Source organism: Bradyrhizobium sp. USDA 4502, assembly GCF_054063355.1.
Map to the genome: position 1 here is coordinate 2,105,209 of NZ_JBSSGF010000001.1, position 16,610 is coordinate 2,121,818.

The 16,610-nt window shown below is 61.7% G+C and carries 21 protein-coding genes and 1 pseudogene; 8 read left to right on the forward strand and 14 right to left on the reverse strand.

Features of this window, described 5'->3' with window-relative positions; genetic code table 11:
• Nucleotides 1-78 precede the first annotated feature (78 nt).
• The 3 genes from ACVW1B_RS09330 to ACVW1B_RS09340 all read right to left on the reverse strand — a co-directional run bounded on the left by ACVW1B_RS09330 (nt 79) and on the right by ACVW1B_RS09340 (nt 2,304).
• A complete protein-coding gene (locus tag ACVW1B_RS09330; RefSeq protein WP_253609203.1) occupies nt 79-294 on the reverse strand; it encodes a dodecin family protein in 216 nt (71 codons plus the stop codon).
• 442 nt (nt 295-736) lie between these two features.
• On the reverse strand, nt 737-2,086 hold the full coding sequence (locus ACVW1B_RS09335) for an IS701 family transposase (protein ID WP_225648232.1): 1,350 nt from the start codon (nt 2,084-2,086) through the stop codon (nt 737-739).
• Nucleotides 2,083-2,304 (reverse strand): hypothetical protein, encoded by a 222-nt coding sequence (locus tag ACVW1B_RS09340; protein WP_456780889.1) that lies wholly within the window; start codon nt 2,302-2,304, stop codon nt 2,083-2,085. Before ACVW1B_RS09340 ends, ACVW1B_RS09335 begins: the two co-directional genes overlap by 4 nt.
• Nucleotides 2,305-3,170: 866 nt before the next feature.
• On the opposite strand from ACVW1B_RS09340, the gene ACVW1B_RS09345 reads away from it, so the two are divergent.
• On the forward strand, nt 3,171-3,422 hold the full coding sequence (locus tag ACVW1B_RS09345) for a PilZ domain-containing protein (RefSeq protein WP_375167295.1): 252 nt from the start codon (nt 3,171-3,173) through the stop codon (nt 3,420-3,422).
• 114 nt (nt 3,423-3,536) lie between these two features.
• Nucleotides 3,537-3,728, forward strand: a complete 192-nt coding sequence (locus tag ACVW1B_RS09350) for a hypothetical protein (RefSeq protein ID WP_253609201.1) — start codon at nt 3,537-3,539, stop codon at nt 3,726-3,728.
• 8 nt (nt 3,729-3,736) lie between these two features.
• Here the strand turns inward: ACVW1B_RS09350 and ACVW1B_RS09355 are convergent, their stop codons facing one another.
• Nucleotides 3,737-3,958, reverse strand: a complete 222-nt coding sequence (locus ACVW1B_RS09355; protein ID WP_456780888.1) for a hypothetical protein — start codon at nt 3,956-3,958, stop codon at nt 3,737-3,739.
• Nucleotides 3,959-4,186: 228 nt separating this feature from the next.
• Here ACVW1B_RS09355 and ACVW1B_RS09360 point away from each other — a divergent pair, with 228 nt between their 5' ends.
• The gene (locus ACVW1B_RS09360) at nt 4,187-5,110 is read left to right on the forward strand and encodes a glutathione S-transferase family protein (protein WP_456821561.1); all 924 of its coding nucleotides are present in this window, start codon (nt 4,187-4,189) and stop codon (nt 5,108-5,110) included.
• A 119-nt stretch (nt 5,111-5,229) separates the two neighbouring features.
• On the forward strand, nt 5,230-5,466 hold the full coding sequence (locus ACVW1B_RS09365; RefSeq protein ID WP_456823019.1) for a hypothetical protein: 237 nt from the start codon (nt 5,230-5,232) through the stop codon (nt 5,464-5,466).
• A gap of 493 nt (nt 5,467-5,959) precedes the next feature.
• Here ACVW1B_RS09365 and ACVW1B_RS09370 read toward each other — a convergent pair whose 3' ends face one another.
• Both ACVW1B_RS09370 and ACVW1B_RS09375 read right to left on the reverse strand, forming a co-directional pair.
• Nucleotides 5,960-6,112 carry a hypothetical protein gene (locus ACVW1B_RS09370; RefSeq protein ID WP_456823020.1) on the reverse strand — a complete coding sequence of 51 codons (153 nt, stop codon included), beginning with the start codon at nt 6,110-6,112 and terminating at the stop codon, nt 5,960-5,962.
• A gap of 46 nt (nt 6,113-6,158) precedes the next feature.
• A complete protein-coding gene (locus tag ACVW1B_RS09375) occupies nt 6,159-6,632 on the reverse strand; it encodes a tyrosine-type recombinase/integrase (protein ID WP_456821562.1) in 474 nt (157 codons plus the stop codon).
• Between the two features lie 7 nt (nt 6,633-6,639).
• Between ACVW1B_RS09375 and ACVW1B_RS09380 the strand changes: the two are divergent.
• Nucleotides 6,640-7,400 (forward strand): annotated as a pseudogene (locus ACVW1B_RS09380) (IS5 family transposase).
• On the opposite strand, the gene ACVW1B_RS09385 reads toward ACVW1B_RS09380, so the two are convergent.
• Entirely contained in the window at nt 7,331-7,897 is a 567-nt protein-coding gene (locus ACVW1B_RS09385; protein ID WP_456821563.1) for a hypothetical protein, read from the reverse strand. The pseudogene ACVW1B_RS09380 and the gene ACVW1B_RS09385 sit on opposite strands and share 70 nt — an antisense overlap.
• 134 nt (nt 7,898-8,031) lie before the next feature.
• Between ACVW1B_RS09385 and dusA the strand changes: the two genes are divergently transcribed.
• Complete coding sequence (dusA, locus tag ACVW1B_RS09390; RefSeq protein WP_456780885.1) at nt 8,032-9,027, forward strand: tRNA dihydrouridine(20/20a) synthase DusA; 996 nt, start codon at nt 8,032-8,034, stop codon at nt 9,025-9,027.
• Between the two features lie 9 nt (nt 9,028-9,036).
• Here dusA and ACVW1B_RS09395 read toward each other — a convergent pair whose 3' ends face one another.
• From ACVW1B_RS09395 to ACVW1B_RS09415, 5 genes are all read right to left on the reverse strand, one after another.
• Nucleotides 9,037-9,954 carry a LysR family transcriptional regulator gene (locus ACVW1B_RS09395; protein WP_225162295.1) on the reverse strand — a complete coding sequence of 306 codons (918 nt, stop codon included), beginning with the start codon at nt 9,952-9,954 and terminating at the stop codon, nt 9,037-9,039.
• A gap of 165 nt (nt 9,955-10,119) precedes the next feature.
• Complete coding sequence (locus tag ACVW1B_RS09400) at nt 10,120-11,298, reverse strand: muconate/chloromuconate family cycloisomerase (protein WP_253609193.1); 1,179 nt, start codon at nt 11,296-11,298, stop codon at nt 10,120-10,122.
• Between the two features lie 67 nt (nt 11,299-11,365).
• Nucleotides 11,366-12,235 carry an intradiol ring-cleavage dioxygenase gene (locus ACVW1B_RS09405; protein WP_253609192.1) on the reverse strand — a complete coding sequence of 290 codons (870 nt, stop codon included), beginning with the start codon at nt 12,233-12,235 and terminating at the stop codon, nt 11,366-11,368.
• A gap of 72 nt (nt 12,236-12,307) precedes the next feature.
• Nucleotides 12,308-12,832 carry a flavin reductase family protein gene (locus ACVW1B_RS09410; RefSeq protein WP_456821564.1) on the reverse strand — a complete coding sequence of 175 codons (525 nt, stop codon included), beginning with the start codon at nt 12,830-12,832 and terminating at the stop codon, nt 12,308-12,310.
• The gene (locus ACVW1B_RS09415) at nt 12,829-13,446 is read right to left on the reverse strand and encodes an FAD synthetase (protein WP_456821565.1); all 618 of its coding nucleotides are present in this window, start codon (nt 13,444-13,446) and stop codon (nt 12,829-12,831) included. Before ACVW1B_RS09415 ends, ACVW1B_RS09410 begins: the two co-directional genes overlap by 4 nt.
• A gap of 252 nt (nt 13,447-13,698) precedes the next feature.
• On the opposite strand from ACVW1B_RS09415, the gene ACVW1B_RS09420 reads away from it, so the two are divergent.
• Both ACVW1B_RS09420 and catC read left to right on the forward strand, forming a co-directional pair.
• Entirely contained in the window at nt 13,699-15,276 is a 1,578-nt protein-coding gene (locus ACVW1B_RS09420) for a 4-hydroxyphenylacetate 3-hydroxylase N-terminal domain-containing protein (protein WP_456821566.1), read from the forward strand.
• Between the two features lie 87 nt (nt 15,277-15,363).
• The gene (catC, locus tag ACVW1B_RS09425) at nt 15,364-15,654 is read left to right on the forward strand and encodes a muconolactone Delta-isomerase (RefSeq protein ID WP_253587165.1); all 291 of its coding nucleotides are present in this window, start codon (nt 15,364-15,366) and stop codon (nt 15,652-15,654) included.
• A 22-nt stretch (nt 15,655-15,676) separates the two neighbouring features.
• Here the strand turns inward: catC and ACVW1B_RS09430 are convergent, their stop codons facing one another.
• Both ACVW1B_RS09430 and ACVW1B_RS09435 read right to left on the reverse strand, forming a co-directional pair.
• A complete protein-coding gene (locus ACVW1B_RS09430) occupies nt 15,677-16,267 on the reverse strand; it encodes a TIGR02281 family clan AA aspartic protease (RefSeq protein ID WP_253609188.1) in 591 nt (196 codons plus the stop codon).
• 19 nt (nt 16,268-16,286) lie between these two features.
• Nucleotides 16,287-16,490 carry a DUF1289 domain-containing protein gene (locus ACVW1B_RS09435; RefSeq protein WP_253609187.1) on the reverse strand — a complete coding sequence of 68 codons (204 nt, stop codon included), beginning with the start codon at nt 16,488-16,490 and terminating at the stop codon, nt 16,287-16,289.
• Between the last annotated feature and the right edge of the window lie 120 nt (nt 16,491-16,610).

Consider the following 16,610-nt stretch of genomic DNA (forward strand, 5'->3'; position numbering starts at 1 on the left):
CGGCGCGCAAGGAAAATGGATGTGCGCCTTTCTACAACGAGCCAACCTCGCCCCGCGAGCGGGGCGAGGTACTCAGGCTCAGGTGCCTTCGAACTTGAACGACACGCTGAGCTTGGCGCGATAGGCCTCTACTTTTCCCTTATCGTCCAGTTGCATATCGAGTTTGACGACCTCTGCAACACGAAGGTCTCGGAGAGATTTTGCAGCTTGCTCGACCGCATTGGCGGCGGCTTTTTCCCAGGAGTCTTTGCTAGTACCGACCAGTTCAATGACCTTGTAAACGCTTTCAGCCATTTCGTTCTCCTGTTCAGTAAGAAGCAGGCAGCAGGTGCTCCCTGCCGTTGACGAATCTAGCACCAAGACGTCGGCGCTGATACACGCGTCGGCGAACTCGAGCGGCCGGCCGTGTTGGGTCAGCGGATACCGCGCGGTATCATGGCCTTGATCGTGTGCATGCCAATGATGCGAAAGCAGTCGATCGTCGCCAGCCGAATTGGACAGGACGCCGATACGCGCGCTCCCACGACCTGCCGGAGATCTCGTCGATGCTGACGTCGGCTCGCGCTGGCTTTGACCGGGGTGGTTTCCCCGCGCCGGACAAGCCTGGGTCATTGAGTGTCGACATTGCCCCACCGGGAGGAGCTACTGATGGATCGCAGATCCGTACGTTAAAGGAATAGCCGCGGGGTCAGTGCTCTAGCACTACTTTGGCAGATTGTGTTTTCGCCGCTGTTTTTCAGGGATTTCCTTTCGGCAATATGGGCACTGCTGAGGCGGCGGCCGAAGGATGAGATCGACGATGGCGTGACGTACGGCTGGCATGGTTGGCTGAGGCGGAGGCCCGTTGATTCTTTTTTTTCCGCCCCGCGTATGCGAGGCGACGATGTTGCAGGAAGGCGTAGGCAATCATTGTCATCAAGGCGTGGCGATGAAGACCTTGCCATGACCGCCCTTCGAAGTGATCAAGTCCAAGCTCCTCCTTCAGCTGTTGATGCGCCTGCTCACAAATCCACCGTGCCTTGATGGTGGCGGCCAGCGTGCGCAGATCCGTCGCCGCCGGAAGATTGGCGAGATAGTATTTCTTCTCCCCGGAGGCACGTTGCTCACCAATGAGCCAGGCTTCGTCGCCTGGGAGATGCTGCTGACCTTTATCCCATATTCGCTGCGGAGGGCCGTCGGCGGTGCGGACACGGAGAGCAGCAAATCGAGCTTTGAGCCGACCTTTCGTCCCGCTACGCCAACTCAGGGTTTTCCATTTGGCGCTGGCCAGCATTTGTTCGGCCGCAATCGATAAGATATCGGGCACGTGGTGCTTTCGTGGTTTGCCACGGACTTTGGTGATCGGCCAAATGAGCTTCACATCGACCGGATACACTTTCTGGTGCCGAGGGATACCGACAGCCCAGGTCAGCCCGCGCTCTGTTAGCCCTTGTCGAAACGGTGCGCTGAGGCCGTATCCTGCATCCGCCAGCACACATCCAAAGCGCATGTTGGCTGCCATCGCGCGGTCAATCTCGGCCAAAGCGATCTCCGGCTTGGACCGTGGCGTTCGGTGTTCGACTGGCACGCGAGCGCGCTTCAAACGAGACATGTCGCTTGTCCAGCTGTCAGGCAGAAAGAGACGTAACGCGACCATCACTGGCACTTCGCCGCGTGCAAGCGTTAAAGACACCAGCGTTTGGCAATTTGCGGTTTTACCGAGAGCCGACGCGTATTGAGCCGCAACACCGACCGATCGCTCACCCTTCTTGGGAAGTGAGGTGTCATCGATAACCAGCATCGCATCCCTGCCGCCGACAAGTCGGTCCGCCTGGTTGAGCAGCTCCGTCTCCAGCGGCGTCGCATCCCAGACACCGTCCGCAATGAAATGGTGCAACTGGTCGTAGTTGCTCGTGGCAAGGCGTTCCGCCATCGGCTGAACGCTCTTGCGATCGCCCGGACCGATCAATCCCGCAACATACAGAGGACACATCCGCTGCCGGGTCTTATGACCCAGCCGGTCCAAGAACGGCATTAGCCAGCGTTCGAGTTCGTCTTCCCATCTCGGCATGGTCAGCCCTCCAAGAGCCGACCACCCATGAATCATTGAAAAATTGATTCGGGAATCCTATAAAACGCGGCAAAATCAACAATCTGCCAAAGTAGTGCTAGTTCGGCCTCCAGCTCGGCGAAGCGCTTGTATATCCAGGATCGCCCGTCGAACCGTCGCCAGACGCGTCCCCAGGCCAACTCGCTGCTGATTGTTCTCCGCGGGATGATTATGGTCCATACGTGCCAAAGCGACATCCAGTCCGGCTTCGTCATTCGACTTCTTCAATCATGTCGATCGTCCGTGTAGACGAAGCCGACGCGCCGAATATCCTGACGTGACGGCTTCGCCATGGTGGATCCGGATGGAGGGCAAAATCCGGTGCTTCAATCTCTGATCGTTTCTTGATCGAAGCAATCGAACTCGCCGGTTAAGCTTGATGTCGGGCGGAAAGGTTAAATCTGGAACCTCGCTGCTCGAACCAAGCCATTCTAGTTCAGGTTAATCTCGCGACGTCATTACACCTTCAGGTCGTGCCCGATCCATTGCGCCCATTAGGCATTCGGTAATTGCAATCTTTGATCGGCGGTTAACCGGTCTCGCCGAGACTTTACATCCAGCCTCACCGGAGACGTGGAAGTTGTCCTTCCAGCTGACCGTCTTGAAAGTGCTGGCCGGTCAGCCCGCCGGGCGAGCCTCTGTCGCCGAAATCCGGCATGCGGTCGAAATACTGATGAACAGCGGCAAGGATTGGACCGATCGCATGAAGCGATTGGCCGAACAAGCACCTGGTCTGAACATCTTCTCGGCCAGATTTGTGCTTCGCGATGCGGACGGTTGGGAGATCACGGAAGAGGGGCGGCAATTCCTCGGTGCCCTTCAGACAGCGGTCGCTGTTCGAAGGTCGCCGCTTCGCCCAGTCGACGATCCGCCAACGAGCGAGTCCGCTTCAACAAATGCGACGAAACTGTCTGATCCTCCTCGCAGGCACCGTCGCAGTGGTTCGCGGCGCCGCCGAGGGAAAAGTCGATCGAATCGGCGTACAGCGTGAAGCGCTTTGGCTGACTTCGTCGTTAGGAGAAACGCAACATTTCTCGCGCAGCATGAATCTTATTTGCATTAGTTATTGATGGGCACGGACATGATTGCTCTTCCGGACAGACGAAAGTCTGTGCGAAATCCATCGCTGGACAATGCGTTGATCAGATTTCGTGAGTTGTCATTGTGCTGTGTCGTGCGCGATGTCACAGAGCGTGGTGCAGCGCTCAAGGCAGAAGATCCGCCATCCCCCGTTCCTGATCAATTCACGCTTATCGTTCCGCCGAGCAAAACTTACTCGTGCAACGTTGTTTGGCGCGAGGGCGACTGGGTTGGTGTCTCGTTCGTTGCGTGACGAACTCCTCCCGGGATGCGCGTAAATTGCGTTGAAAACCCTTGGCGATGTAATCTGCTTCACACGCGACCCTGCCTGACTCGCACTATCCGGCTGTAATTTCAGCGGGACACCATGGACGACGAGTTTTGCAAAGAGAGAGCGCGGACTGTGCGGGCGCTTGCCGAGCAAGCTGATCCCTTCATCAAGAAGCGCTTGTTGCAGCTGGCCGATCACTACGAGCGGCGTGTCGTCATTCAGCCGGACGATGCCGATTGGGATCGGGCAGATTTGCCGGCGCTGGGCTCGCCCGTCCGGCCATCGTGACCTCCTCGTCAATCAATTGCCGACACCAGCGCGACGCCATGTTCAAGCGCGCGCTGAAACAGGGGCTTCAGGCGTTGATCGGCCAATATGGCTTCGCCGGGTCTGAAGTCCTTCGCCACGCGCCATTCGAAGCCTGCGTTTGGTAGGGGCAGCTTCGCAGGATCCAGGGCGTAGGCCGTCCGGCCGGGACCTTCAGTTCCTTGCTCAACGAATTTCTGAAGCCGGTTCATGTGTCCCCCTGATCACCAATTACGGCAGCCTGCCATGCCTGGAGGAGGCCAGCAACGGAGGACGCCATTGGTGAGGAAGCTGGAGGGTTCTTCCCGTTCGGTTCGACGATGGCCGCCTCCTTATCCGCTCCGGTCACGTTTCCAACGGGTCGGAATGCATTGCGGCCCCGAGGACACGGCTTACACTTGGATTGCTCCGATGCACGGAGCGGTAAGGTAAGGGTGTCTATGTCCGGATTGATCCTGCACCACTACGACTTCTCGAACTATTCGGAAAAGGTTCGCGTAGCTCTGGGCTACAAATCCCTGGAATGGTCGAGCGTAATCGTTCCGCCCGTGATACCGAAGCCGGATCTGACGGCTTTGACTGGCGGTTATCGCCGGGCGCCCGTCCTGCAGATTGGTGCGGACATTTACTGCGACACCCGGTTGATTCTTCGGGAGCTTGAAAGGCGGTACCCGCAACCGAGCCTGTTTCCTTCCGGGCAAACCGGTATTGCCAATGCCGTCGCGGCGTGGGCCGAGGGACCGCTCTTTCGTTCAGTTATGCTGTATGCGTGGGGTACCAACCACGACTTGATGCCGCACGAGCTGTTCGAAGATCGCGCCCGGATGAGGGGCTTACCCGTACCGAGCGTGAAGTCGGTTGAGCGTGCCGCGGCACGCTCCGCTCCGCTCGTCCGAACGCAAATGCCTTTCATCGAGGATTTGCTCGCTGACGGACGCCAATGGATTTGCGGAACGAACGTGACTGTAGCCGACCTCGCAATCTTCCATGCGATGTGGTTCTTGACGGATCAAAGTCCGCGCCTGTCTCACGAATTCGATCGCTTCGAACGCCTGCGGGAATGGATGTTGCGAATGAAAGGGTTCGGCCACGGGCGGTCGCAAACCATGACCGCGGGCGCAGCAATCGAGATAGCGCGGGCCTCTTCGCCTTCTGCGCCGCGGGCCTCCGTGCTGCAGCCAGAAGATCCAGAGCTCGGAAGCCTTGTCGAAATTCGAGCCGCCGACTACGCACGGGATGCTATCGCCGGAACGCTTGTGCTCGTTGACGACGACGAACTTGCAGTTTCACTCCGCGGCGACCGAGCAGGGGATATCGTCGCGCACTTTCCCCGCATCGGCTTTGAACTGAGAGAGTCTCCCTAGACGGCATCTGTCTGGTGCTGTTCCTGTGAGGCCCGGCCGCGAGCGGCTCGCCATCGCCGGCCGGATATGCTTTCGTCAAGATCCGTTACAAGCTGCCGCGATCCGATCGAAGCGCGCTGATCGGCACTCCCGTCGATCGCGGATCCGAATACGCTCGCTTCGAGAACGCGCCACTAGGTGCCCGCTTTGCAACCAGTGTGGCCGCGTTCGGTTCGGCGAGATTCTACGTGGCGGAAAGCGCACCGGCCAGTTCGGGTATGATGACGTGCTGCGTATCGCCTCGGGAGCAGCGGCGACGATCCTTTCGGCTATCGCGCCGAGTTCCTTCAGTTGGTGCGCGCGGCCAAAACTGCTAGCGCGATGCAGTCGCAGCACCCGTGATCGATTTTAGACCCCCCATTCTGACCAAGGGAAATTCTGCAGTGATCTCAAAAGGCCAAAAACACCGAAATGTCAGACCGGCTCTCGGGAACACTGCAGTTTTTCGAGACGTCGCAGCCGTCAGTATCGAAACCGCATCTTCCTTTGTTGCAGAAAAACTCTGATGGAGGTTCGCCAACGTCTTCTGCATGGCTTCGAGATCGGGGCTAGTCGGCCAGAGCCGGCGACTTTGGGCTAGTTTGCGAACCCGTCACCAGCCTTGCTGGTCGACGTCCAGTCGGCTTGCCGAGAATTTTTTTGGTGTCGCCAACTGGCTTACAAGTGTTGGCATTTTTGTTGGCATTGATCGAGCCAATCTCAAAGCAGTAGGGACCAATTTCCATTACCTCGGGCGTAACAGCCCCTAGGCGGGTATTTGAAGCGCCGATTATGCGTAGTCGATATTGCAAGCCGAACGACAGTCTTGGTCTATGCCTGTGCCGTAGCTAGCGTCCGGAGGTATTCTTCCAGAGTTGGCTGTGGCTCAGTCTGCAGCTTGTGAAGCTCTTCCGGCTTCAGTTTTGTGTAACGTCGCAGCGTTCGCCAGTCCTTGTGGCCAGTGACCAAAGCGACCCTTTCGATCGGTAGTCCTGCTTCGAAAAGACGGCTGGTACCTTCGTGCCGGAGATCATGTGTTCAACTCCTCGCAGGGACGCGTGAATGCCGCGCTTACTGACCTATGATTGTACGGGAATACCCGACCCTGGCCCCGGGTGATGATCCGCTGTTGGAGCAGAATCTCCCAAGCGTCGTAGCCGGTCAGATTGAGGAGTGGGACTTTCTGATCGTTACCGTCTTTCTTTCTCGGATCCTTGCGATCGATGATCGTGAGAATTCTCTTCTTCATATCGACATGCGGCCAGTCAGGCCGGCAAATTTCCTCTTGCCTCATCGTGGTCGCAACAGCGTATCGGACGATGCGCCCGATCGGGATGACCTGTCGAGGATTGGTGTCGAAGTATTGGATGAGCTCGTCGAGCTCATCTTGAGTTGGGCGCCGGTCTCGCTCATCTGACTTTCCGACGAGACCTAGGACCGATCGACATTCAGGATTCCCAAGCGGTTTGATCGCTGATTCATAGAGTTCCGTGATTCGAGACACGGAGCAGATGGTGGCGGCGAAACGATATGAGCTGACGGAAGCGCAATGGGCGAGGATTGCGCCACTGCTGCCGGGGAAAGCTGGCGACCCGGGACGTACGGCTGCGGACAATCGACTGTTCGTCAACGGATGTTTGTGGGTTTTGCGATCGGGCGCACACTGGAGCGACCTGCCGGAACGGTACGGCAAGTGGAAAACGGTGCATCAGCGCTTCAGCCGCTGGTGCCATGCCGGCGTCTGGGAGCGCGTGTTCGCTGCTCTGACCGCCGATCGCGACAACCAGTATCTGATGATCGACAGCACCATCGTTCGCGCCCACCAGCAGGCGACGAGCGGAAAAGGGGGGCCAAAGATCAGGCGCTGGGGCGTTCCCGAGGTGGACTGACCACCAAGATCCACATGCTGGCTGATGCGCTCGGCCGTCCGCTCCGCTTCATCGTCACGGCTGGGCAAGTTAATGACATCACCCAGGCGCCGGCACTGCTCCACGGCCAAAGCGGCGATGCCGTGCTCGCCGACAAGGCCTATGACAGCAACGCCCTGCGTGCGATCATCGCGGAAATCGGCGCAACGGCGGTGATCCCGTCAAACCGCACCCGCAGGATCATCATTCCGCACGACGCCGACGCATACAAACAGCGCAACCGCATCGAGCGCTGCTTTTGCCAGCTCAAACACTTCCGACGCCTGGCAACCCGTTATGACAGGCGATCTGACAACTTTACCGGCTTCATCCATCTCGCTGCCGCAATGATCTGGATGCAATGAATGTCGATCGGTCCTAGGTGTTTCAGTGCGAAGCGGGCCAGGCGAACTTCTTCGGCGGACACTTCGATGCCATGAACGGCCGCTGCATGCGTCGCGACGGTCCGGATAAACGACATATCGATTGCGAGGGTGGCAGGGCCGGCACCTTCCTTCGCTCGCTTCCTGCCGTACTCGATCAGCCGTGCACGATCGAGCCGGGGAAGCTTCGTCAATCCGAGATCCTCCTTAAGCGCCTCCAAGACGGCCGCCTTGGATCGGCGGGGAGGGCGGCCGACTTCGTGCATGTCCTCAATATGCAGATCGATGATGTCGCCGAACGTTTTAGCCTTGACGGCAGCGGGCGGCTTGGGGGACCCGCTGCGATCAATGCTGCGCTCCATTTCGAGCGCCCAGTCCTCACCGTCCTTGCGGCGGCGAAAGGTCTCTGCCACGTAGCGGTTCTTGCGGCGGACTTGGACCCGCCAGTTCCCGGAAGGCAGCTGAATGAAGCTGGCCACGGCCGTGTGCACTCCTTATTTCGTGTGCGCTACGTGTGCACTGACGGGTCAAAACGGGTACAAACGTGTGCAATTTCGGCTAGTTTGGAGTGCACATGTTCATGGTTCATCCTGTTGAAGCGTAAGGTAAATAATTGAAATCGCAAGACTATCGCTTTTCTGTGGCCCCCATGATGGACTGGACCGACCGGCATTGCCGCGTCTTCCATCGGCTGATGTCGCGGCGGGCGCGGCTTTATACGGAGATGCTGACGACCGGCGCCATCATCCACGGCGACCGGGCCCGGCTGCTCGGCTTCGATGCCAGCGAGCATCCGGTGGCGCTGCAGCTCGGCGGTTCCGACCCGCGCGATCTCGCGACGGCCGCAGAGATCGGCGAGCAGTTCGGTTACGACGAGATCAATCTCAATGTCGGCTGTCCCTCCGATCGGGTGAAGGATGGCCGCTTCGGCGCCTGCCTGATGGCCGAACCGGCGCTGGTCGCCGAAGGCGTTGCGGCGATGAAGCGTGCGGTGCGGATTCCCGTCACGGTGAAATGCCGGATCGGCATCGACGACCAGGATCCGGAAGTCGCGCTCGATACGCTGGCGCGCGGGGTGATTGCCGCGGGCGCGGCCGCGCTCGTCGTGCACGCGCGCAAGGCCTGGCTCAACGGATTGTCGCCGAAGGAGAACCGCGACATCCCGCCGCTCGACTACGATCGGGTCTATCGCCTCAAGGCGGCGCTGCCGCACGTGCCCATCATCATCAATGGCGGCATCACCAGCCTTGCCGAGGCAAAGCAGCATCTGAAGCATGTCGATGGCGTGATGCTGGGGCGGGCGGCCTATCAGGAGCCTTGGCGGCTGCTCACGGTCGATTCCGAGCTGTTCGGCGAGACTGCGCCGCACGTGACGATGAAGGACGTGTTCGCGGCGATGCTGCCCTATATCGAGCGGCAGCTTGCCGAAGGCACGCGGCTGCATTCGATCACGCGGCATTTCGTCGGCGCCTTCCATGGCGTCCCGGGCGCGCGTGCGTTCCGCAGGCACCTCGCGGAGAACGGCGTTCGGCCGGGGGCTGACATCGATGTGCTGCGCGAGGCGATCGCATGCGTCGACGATCGCACGCCGGCGGCGGTCGCGGCCTGAGGGCGATCGTTATGGCTTGCGCTGACGCCGCGTGACGTCTTGTGCGACCTTCAGGAAATTGAACAGATGCGGCATCCGGTTGTCGCGCCGGTAGTTCAGCGACAGCGCAGTGCCTGGATTGTGTCCCTCATAGGCGCGGTAGGCGACGCCGGGCCGCTCCGCCTCCGAGACCGATTTCGGCACGAGCGCGATGCCGACGCCGACCGACACCAGGCTGATCGCGGTCTGATAGTCCTGGGCCAGCACCTGCGATTTCGGAATGAAGCCTTCTTCGAGGCAGATATTGAGGATGTGGTCGGCGAAGCTCGGGCGCGGCTTGCGCGGGTAGAGGACGAACGTCTCGGCCTTCAGCGCCGCCAGCCGCGGGACCTTTTGATCGAGCAAGGGCGAAGTGTCTGAGAGCGCGAGAATCAGCGGCTCCTGCAGCAGCGGCTCGGACTTCAGCTCCTCGTCGTCGAGCGAGGGGCGGGCGATGGCGATATCGATCTCGCGCTGGATTACCGCGCGCTTCTGCTCGGCGTTGTTCATCGCCGACAGCGCGAGCTCGACGTCAGGATAGGCCGAACGAAACGCCTGGATCACGCTCGGCAGCACGCCATAGGTCGCCGATCCGACGAAGGCGACGCGCAGGTGCCCGGAAAAGCCTTCGCCGATCCGCTTGATCTCGCGGTGCGTGCGGTCGAGCCGCTCCAGCACGTCGCGCGCACGTTCCAGAAGAACGCTGCCGGCCTGGGTCAGCCGGATCTGGCTGCGGCTCCGGTCGATCAGCATGACGCCGAGATCGCTCTCGAGTTGCGCAATCTGCCGGCTGAGCGGCGGCTGCGCGATCGCGAGCCGCGATGCGGCACGGCCGAAATGCAGTTCTTCGGCGACGGCGACGAAATAGACCAGCCGCCTGAGATCCATGACATCGTCGCGATCGGTCACGGCTAGCCGAACGCTTGCTCGCGCGCTTCCGCGGAAGCGGCGGAAAAATCCTGCCGGGTTTGATATCGCGTGGTCATGTGCGCACGATCGAGACGATGGTTCCGACGCGAAGACTGGGCGTGGGTCCGTGGATTGTCAATTGTCCGCGGGAACGACGCCATCCGGCTAGTCCTTCCGGGCGAAGGTGCGGATCTTGTCCTCGTCGACCTCTACGCCGAGACCGGGGCCATCAGGGACGCAGATCTCGAACTCGTCGAATCTGATCGGGTTGACGACCAGATCCTCCACCAGGATTCGCGGACCGAAATGTTCGGTGCCCCATTCGAGCCTGGGCAGGGTGGCGAAGGCGGCGAGATGCGCCGCCGCGCCGATGCTGCTCTCCAACAGGCAGCCGCCATAGAGCTCGAGCCCGTGCGCGGCCGCGACCGCAGCGGCGCGCTTCATCTCGAACAGGCCGCCGCTCTTGACGAGCTTCAGCGAGTAGACGCTGCCGCAGCCCATCGCGCCCGCGCGCGCGATTTCCTCCTTGGTGAAAGCCGCTTCGTCCACCAGCAACGGGATCGAAGTGCGGGCCGCGACCCGCGCCATCGCTTCCAGTTGTAGCGCCGACACCGGTTGTTCGATCAGGGCAACATCCAGCTCCTCCAGCGCGGGCATGAAACGGATGCATTCGGCCTCGGTCCAGCCCTGGTTGACGTCGACGATCAGGCGCACCTCATCGCCGAGACCGGCGCGCAGCGCCTGCAACCGCTTCAGATCGACCTGCGGGCGGTTGAAGCCGAACTTGATCTTGAACTGGCGGTGTTCGCGGCGCCGCAGCTTCTCTTTCGCTTCTTCCACCTCCTGGCTGCTGTCACCCGAGGCCAGCGCCCAGATCACCTCCATGCGTTCGCGCACGGCGCCGCCGAGCAGCACGCTGGCGGGCAGGCCGAATGTCTTGCCGGCGGCGTCGAGCAGCGCGGACTCGACGGCGCCCTTGGCGGCGAAATTGCGGGTGGCGGCCTTGCTCATCCGCAAGGCATTGGCTTCGAAGGCGAGGGCAGGCTGTCCGAGCAGCGCCGGCGCCAGATAATTCGTGACCGCGGCCTTGATCGACTCCACGCTCTCCTCGGCCCAGCGCGGCCCGCCGAGCGTCGAGGCTTCGCCGATGCCCGTCACGCCGTTGTCGAGCAGGACGCGCACCAGCACGTAACCCTGATGCGTGACTTCGGTGTTCGAGAGCTTGTGCCGGCGGCGGGTCGGCGCCTCGACGATGGTCGCGCGGATACTGCGGATCGCAGTGTCCCTTGCGTGAGCCTGCACGCGCTCCACGGGTTCGGCGATTTCGATCACGGCACGACTCATATGTCCTCGCAGGTCAGTTCAGAATGAGCCCTGCCAGGCTGGTGGGCCTGGCAGGACGTAACGGGTCTTACTCGGCCGCGACGAGCCGTTCGACGGCGGCTTTCTTGAGCTTGAAGTCGAAGTTGAGAACCAGATCGGTGTCGGCGCCGGCGGGGGCCTTGGCGAACCTGCCGATCAGGCTCTGCTTCACGGCGAACACCGAGTCGTTGTCGAGATACTTGGTCTCGGAATCGTAGATCTGCGAGATCAGCGATTGATAGCCGTCCTTCGAAAGCATGAAGTGGATGTGGCCCGGACGCCAGGGATGGTGGCCCATATATTTCAGCAGCTCGCCGCCGGCGCCGTCATAGGGGATCGGATAGGGCTCGGGGCGGAGCGCCACGAAGGCATATTCGCCGTTGGCGTCGGTCGTGAAGCGTCCGCGCAGATTGTAGGCCGGCTGTTCCGGATCCTGCAGGTCGTAGAGGCCGTTCGGCGCGTCTTCCCAGACGTCGATCGTGACGCCCTCGATCGGCCGCCCCGCGGTGTCGCTGATGCGCCCTGAGACCTTGACGGTCTGCGCGTTGTCGAACGTCTTCTTGATGATGGAGGCGCCCTTGGGCAGCACCGGCGGGTTTTCCCGGTAGAACGGTCCGAGCACGGTCGACTCGCTCTCGCCGTCGGTGACCCGGTGATCGAGCATGTCGACCAGCACCTCGACGCCGAGGATGTCGGCGATCAGGATGAACTCGTTGCGCTTCTCGTCCGAGATGTCGCCGGCACGGCGCAGGAATTCGCATGCGGCGAACCACTCGGCGAAGGTCAGGTCCACCTCCTTGCAGAAGTCGTGCATGTGGCGGATCAGGCTCGTCATGATCTGCCGGTTGCGATCCGGAATGTCCTTGGAGAGCGCGGCGATCACGTGGTCGGTGATGGTGTCCTTGTTGACGTTCAGCATGGTCGTTCCTCCTTTTCTTGCAGTTTGCTCAAGCTTGCATCCCCGTTTTTTCGGGAATATCGGTTGCTGGTCTCACCAGACAAATTCGTAAGCGGCATTCTCCAGCGTCGCGGGCGCGGGGTGCGGATCGGCAAGGCCGCCGAAGCGGCCGCGGAAGAACAGCAGCGGTTTCTTGCTGGGCTCCAGCGACATCTCGCGGACGTGGCCGAGGAAGATCGTGTGGTCTCCGGCGACGATCTCATCGGCGAGATCGGTCACGAAGTATGCCGCCGCGTTGGCGATCACAGGCAGGTCGTTGCGGCGTTCGAAGACGTCGCAGAGGTCGAGCCTTGGCTTGCCGGCGAAATGCCAGGCGAAATCCTCCATGCCCTCGGCGAGGATGCTGACCGCAAAGCGGCCGGTGTTCTGGATGTTGCACAGCATCTTCGCGCTCTTCGCGATCGAGATCGCGACCAGCGGCGGATCGAGCGAGACCGACATGAAGGCGTTGGCCGTCATGCCGTGATCGCGGCCCTCGCAATGCGTCGTGATGATGGTGACGCCGGTGCCGAACTGGCCACAGGCATTGCGCAACTCTCGCGGATCGATGGCGGTCATTGGCTTGCGACCTCGAGTTGGGCCAAACCGGATCGGTTGGCCGGTGGCGCGGTCACGATATCTCGCCAGTTTTCCAGCGTCGCCGCGGCGGCGGCAAGGCCGGATCGTCGCAAGGCGCGAATCCGGCTGCTGGAGACGATCTCGCCATTGCCGCAGCGCACCGGCGGCAGGATGCGGGTGTTGAAGTGCTGCCGCAGCAGCAGCGCGCTGCCGCCCTTGCAGGACCCGAAGCGGAAATCCTCGCCGACGATGACTTCGCGTGGTCGCAGAAGCTGCAATTCGGCGAGGAAATCGAGCGCGGTGCGCCGGACGTAGACCTGGTCGAAATCGGCGACGACGACGTGGTCAGGCGCGAATGTTGCGATGCGCTCGAGCTTTTCGCGAAGCGAAATCAGCGGCTCGGCCTGGCCGAAATACACCTTTGGCGGCGGATCGAAGGTGTAGACCACGGCTGGAATGCCGCGGCGCCGCGCTGCCGCGATGGTCTGCCGCAGCAGTTCCTGATGGCCGCGGTGGACGCCGTCAAATGCGCCGACGGTCACGACGCAGGCGTCGAGGGCCAATTCCCCATCGCGATGGAAAGCGACAGCGCTGCTGTCAAAACCCTTGCCCATGGTTCGCTCCCTTGCCGTGCTGCATTAGCTGCGGCGTTGCGCCGGCCGAACGATTGTTGCCATCCGGTCCGTGCCATCGAGTCATAGCCCGAGCCGGGCCGGTCTGCGCGGTATGGTGTGATACCTTTCGCCCGCTTCGGGTGAGCGCGTAGCGTTTCCTCCGATGTCACGCCGTCCAAGAGTGTGACGAGATGGTCTTAAGGCCGGTGTGGCAACGCCGCCGGTCCAGCGACACAAGCGGAGGAGAAGCCCATGACTACTGCAGCTGCCCTACGGGCCGACGTGCCTGCGTCGACCACCAGCGTCTATACCGGTGCGGAATTCCTGGACAGCATCCAGGACGGCCGGGAAATCTACATCTACGGCGAGCGCGTCAAGAACGTCACCCAGCATCCAGCCTTCCGCAATTCGGCGCGGATGGTGGCGCGCTGGTACGACCGTTTCCATGAGAAGAAGGATCAGATCGGCGTCCTGACCGACACCGGCTCGGGACAGCTGACCCATCCGTTCTTCCTCGGCTCGAAGACGGCCGACGACCTCGTCAAGGGCCGCGATGCGATCGCCGAACTGCAGAAGGTCGCGTTCGGCTGGATGGGCCGCTCGCCGGACTACAAGGCGTCGTTCCTCGGCACGCTAGGGGCGAATTCAAGCTTCTATGGCGACTACGCCGACAATGCGAAAAAGTGGTATGCCCGGACCCAGGAGCGTCTGGACTTCTGGAATCATGCCATCGTCAATCCGCCGATCGATCGCGACCGCGCCATCGAGGAGGTGCGTGACGTCTTCATGCATGTCGAGAAGGAGACCGATGCCGGCCTTATCGTTTCGGGTGCGAAGGTGGTCGCGACCGGCTCGGCGCTGACGCACTACAATTTCATCGCCCACTACGGTATTCCGATCAAGGACAAGTCGTTCGCGCTGATCTTCACGGCGCCGATGGATGCCAAGGGCATCAAGCTGATCGCACGCTCGTCCTACGAATTCACGGCGGCGGCGACCGGCTCGCCGTTCGACTATCCGCTGTCCAGCCGCTTCGACGAGAACGACTCGATCCTCGTGTTCGACAAGGTGCTGGTGCCCTGGGAGAACGTCTTCATCTATGGCGATGTCGACAAGATCAATCAGTTCTTCCCGGCCTCGGGCTTCATCCCGCGATTCACGCTGCACGGCGTGACGCGACTTGCCGTCAAGCTCGACTTCATCGCCGGCCTGTTCTCGATGGCGGTCGAGGCGACCGGGTCGAAGGACTTCCGCGGCGTGCAGACGGCGGTGGGCGAGGTGATCGCCTGGCGCAATCTGTTCCACGGCATTGCGGATGCGATGGTGAAGTCGCCGATCGCCTGGCAGGGGACCGAGGGCTACAATCTGCCGAACCTGAACTACGGGCTGGCCTATCGCGTCTTCGCACCGATGGCCTATCCGCGGATCAAGGAGTTGATCGAGCGCCACGTCGCGAGCGGCCTGATCTATCTGCCGTCGAGTTCGGCCGATCTGGAGAGCGAGGCGATCCGGCCCTATCTCGACCGCTTCGTGCGCGGCTCCAGCGGCTATGCCGCGATCGACCGGATCAAGCTGCTGAAGCTGCTCTGGGACGCGGTCGGCTCCGAGTTTGGCGGCCGGCATGAGCTCTACGAGCGCAACTATGCGGGCAATTACGAGAACCTGCGCGTCGAGACGCTGATGGCCGCGAGCGCCACCGGCGACCTTGGCGCCATGCAGGATTTCGTCCGCAATTGCATGAGCGACTACGACGTCTCCGGTTGGACGGCGAAGGACCTCGTCAACCCCGACGACATCAACCTCGTCAGCCGCGGTCTGGTGCAGGGCTGACGATCTGTTAGACGGATCAATGGAGCCGCCACAGTTGCGTGGCGGCTCCACGCTGTTCCATCTTGTCGCAGAAGGGGTTCACTTGTCATGCTGTTCCACGTCGAAATGGATGTGCGGATTCCGCACGATCTCCCGGTCGAGAAGGTCGACGCGCTGAAACAGGCGGAACGCGTCCGCGCCATGGAGCTGCAGCGTACGGGGGCCTGGCGCCATCTGTGGCGGGTGGCGGGGCGCTACGCCAATGTCAGTATCTTCGACGTGTCCGGCGCGCAGGAATTGCACGACATCCTGTCGAGCCTGCCGCTGTTTCCGTTCATGGAGATCCAGGTCACGCCGCTGTGCCGGCACCCGTCGTCGATTCACGACGACGATCGGTAGCGGTGGAGTAGGCGCCGTCGCGCTAGTCGACGGCCGTACGCGGGCGCCGGTGGCGACTTGAGGTGTTGATGCTGCCGGTGACGTCGGGGTAGCCGGTCAGGCTCAGCGTGTCGGCGCGAACGCCCCAGCTCTCGAGCCGGTCGAGGAAGCTCATGCCGAGCAGGTTGGTCTTCATCTGCCCGCGCTGCACCACCAGCGCCGGCACCGATTTCTCGACCAGCTTGCCGACCGCTAGCCGGTCGAGCGTCAGCCGAGCCGCCTTGGTGTGACCGCCGGCGGTCTCGAGGTCGACATTGTATTCGAGCATATCGATCGGCAGCCCGATCGCTTTCGCGGTTTCCCAGGTCAGCACGACCGAGGTCGCGCCGGTGTCGATCACCATCGGGGCGCTGACGCCGTTGATCTTGGCGCGGAACGCGAACTCGCCGCCCTGGCCGCGCGCGATCTGCACCGCGGGGGCGGAGCTGGAGGTGGAGGCTGCGGCGGTGATGCTGCGGCCGAAGATCTGGGTCAGATTCTCCCTGGCGCGGGCGATCTGCTCGGGGTCGCCATAGGCAACGACGGCGCCGGCGGTTGCCATCAGCAGCACGATGACGAGGAGGATACGGGTCACGGCGCAACTCCCGCCGCGATCACGCGCGCTTCGGACGCGGCTCCATGCGCTCGAGCCCAGCCTCGGCCATGCGGGCCGGCAGCGTCGCCATCACCGACAGCCGCTCCGTGCGGTCCATCCTGTGCCAGCGCGCGATCTCCGGGAGCGTGCGGCCACAGCCGAAGCAGAGCTTCGTCCTGGGGTCCATCATGCAGACTGCGATACACGGCGTCTCTGAGCTCATTGTTCAAGTGTTGAACGGTTTCGGCGGCCGGTGCAAGCCGGTTGACATGGGATGCAGCATCACGCCTCGGCATTTTGTCGCGAGCATGGTCCTGGCGCGAACGCCTTGGGTTTGTTGCCA

Excerpts from the sequence above, each read along its gene's own strand:
- ACVW1B_RS09330 (WP_253609203.1), bottom strand. The coding sequence starts at position 294 with ATGGCTGAAAGCGTTTACAAGGTCATTGAACTGGTCGGTACTAGCAAA.
- ACVW1B_RS09335 (WP_225648232.1), bottom strand. The coding sequence starts at position 2,086 with ATGATTCATGGGTGGTCGGCTCTTGGAGGGCTGACCATGCCGAGATGG.
- ACVW1B_RS09340 (WP_456780889.1), bottom strand. The coding sequence starts at position 2,304 with ATGACGAAGCCGGACTGGATGTCGCTTTGGCACGTATGGACCATAATC.
- ACVW1B_RS09345 (WP_375167295.1), top strand. The coding sequence starts at position 3,171 with ATGATTGCTCTTCCGGACAGACGAAAGTCTGTGCGAAATCCATCGCTG.
- ACVW1B_RS09350 (WP_253609201.1), top strand. The coding sequence starts at position 3,537 with ATGGACGACGAGTTTTGCAAAGAGAGAGCGCGGACTGTGCGGGCGCTT.
- ACVW1B_RS09355 (WP_456780888.1), bottom strand. The coding sequence starts at position 3,958 with ATGAACCGGCTTCAGAAATTCGTTGAGCAAGGAACTGAAGGTCCCGGC.
- ACVW1B_RS09360 (WP_456821561.1), top strand. The coding sequence starts at position 4,187 with ATGTCCGGATTGATCCTGCACCACTACGACTTCTCGAACTATTCGGAA.
- ACVW1B_RS09400 (WP_253609193.1), bottom strand. The coding sequence starts at position 11,298 with ATGAGTCGTGCCGTGATCGAAATCGCCGAACCCGTGGAGCGCGTGCAG.
- ACVW1B_RS09405 (WP_253609192.1), bottom strand. The coding sequence starts at position 12,235 with ATGCTGAACGTCAACAAGGACACCATCACCGACCACGTGATCGCCGCG.
- ACVW1B_RS09410 (WP_456821564.1), bottom strand. The coding sequence starts at position 12,832 with ATGACCGCCATCGATCCGCGAGAGTTGCGCAATGCCTGTGGCCAGTTC.
- ACVW1B_RS09415 (WP_456821565.1), bottom strand. The coding sequence starts at position 13,446 with ATGGGCAAGGGTTTTGACAGCAGCGCTGTCGCTTTCCATCGCGATGGG.
- ACVW1B_RS09420 (WP_456821566.1), top strand. The coding sequence starts at position 13,699 with ATGACTACTGCAGCTGCCCTACGGGCCGACGTGCCTGCGTCGACCACC.
- catC (WP_253587165.1), top strand. The coding sequence starts at position 15,364 with ATGCTGTTCCACGTCGAAATGGATGTGCGGATTCCGCACGATCTCCCG.
- ACVW1B_RS09435 (WP_253609187.1), bottom strand. The coding sequence starts at position 16,490 with ATGAGCTCAGAGACGCCGTGTATCGCAGTCTGCATGATGGACCCCAGG.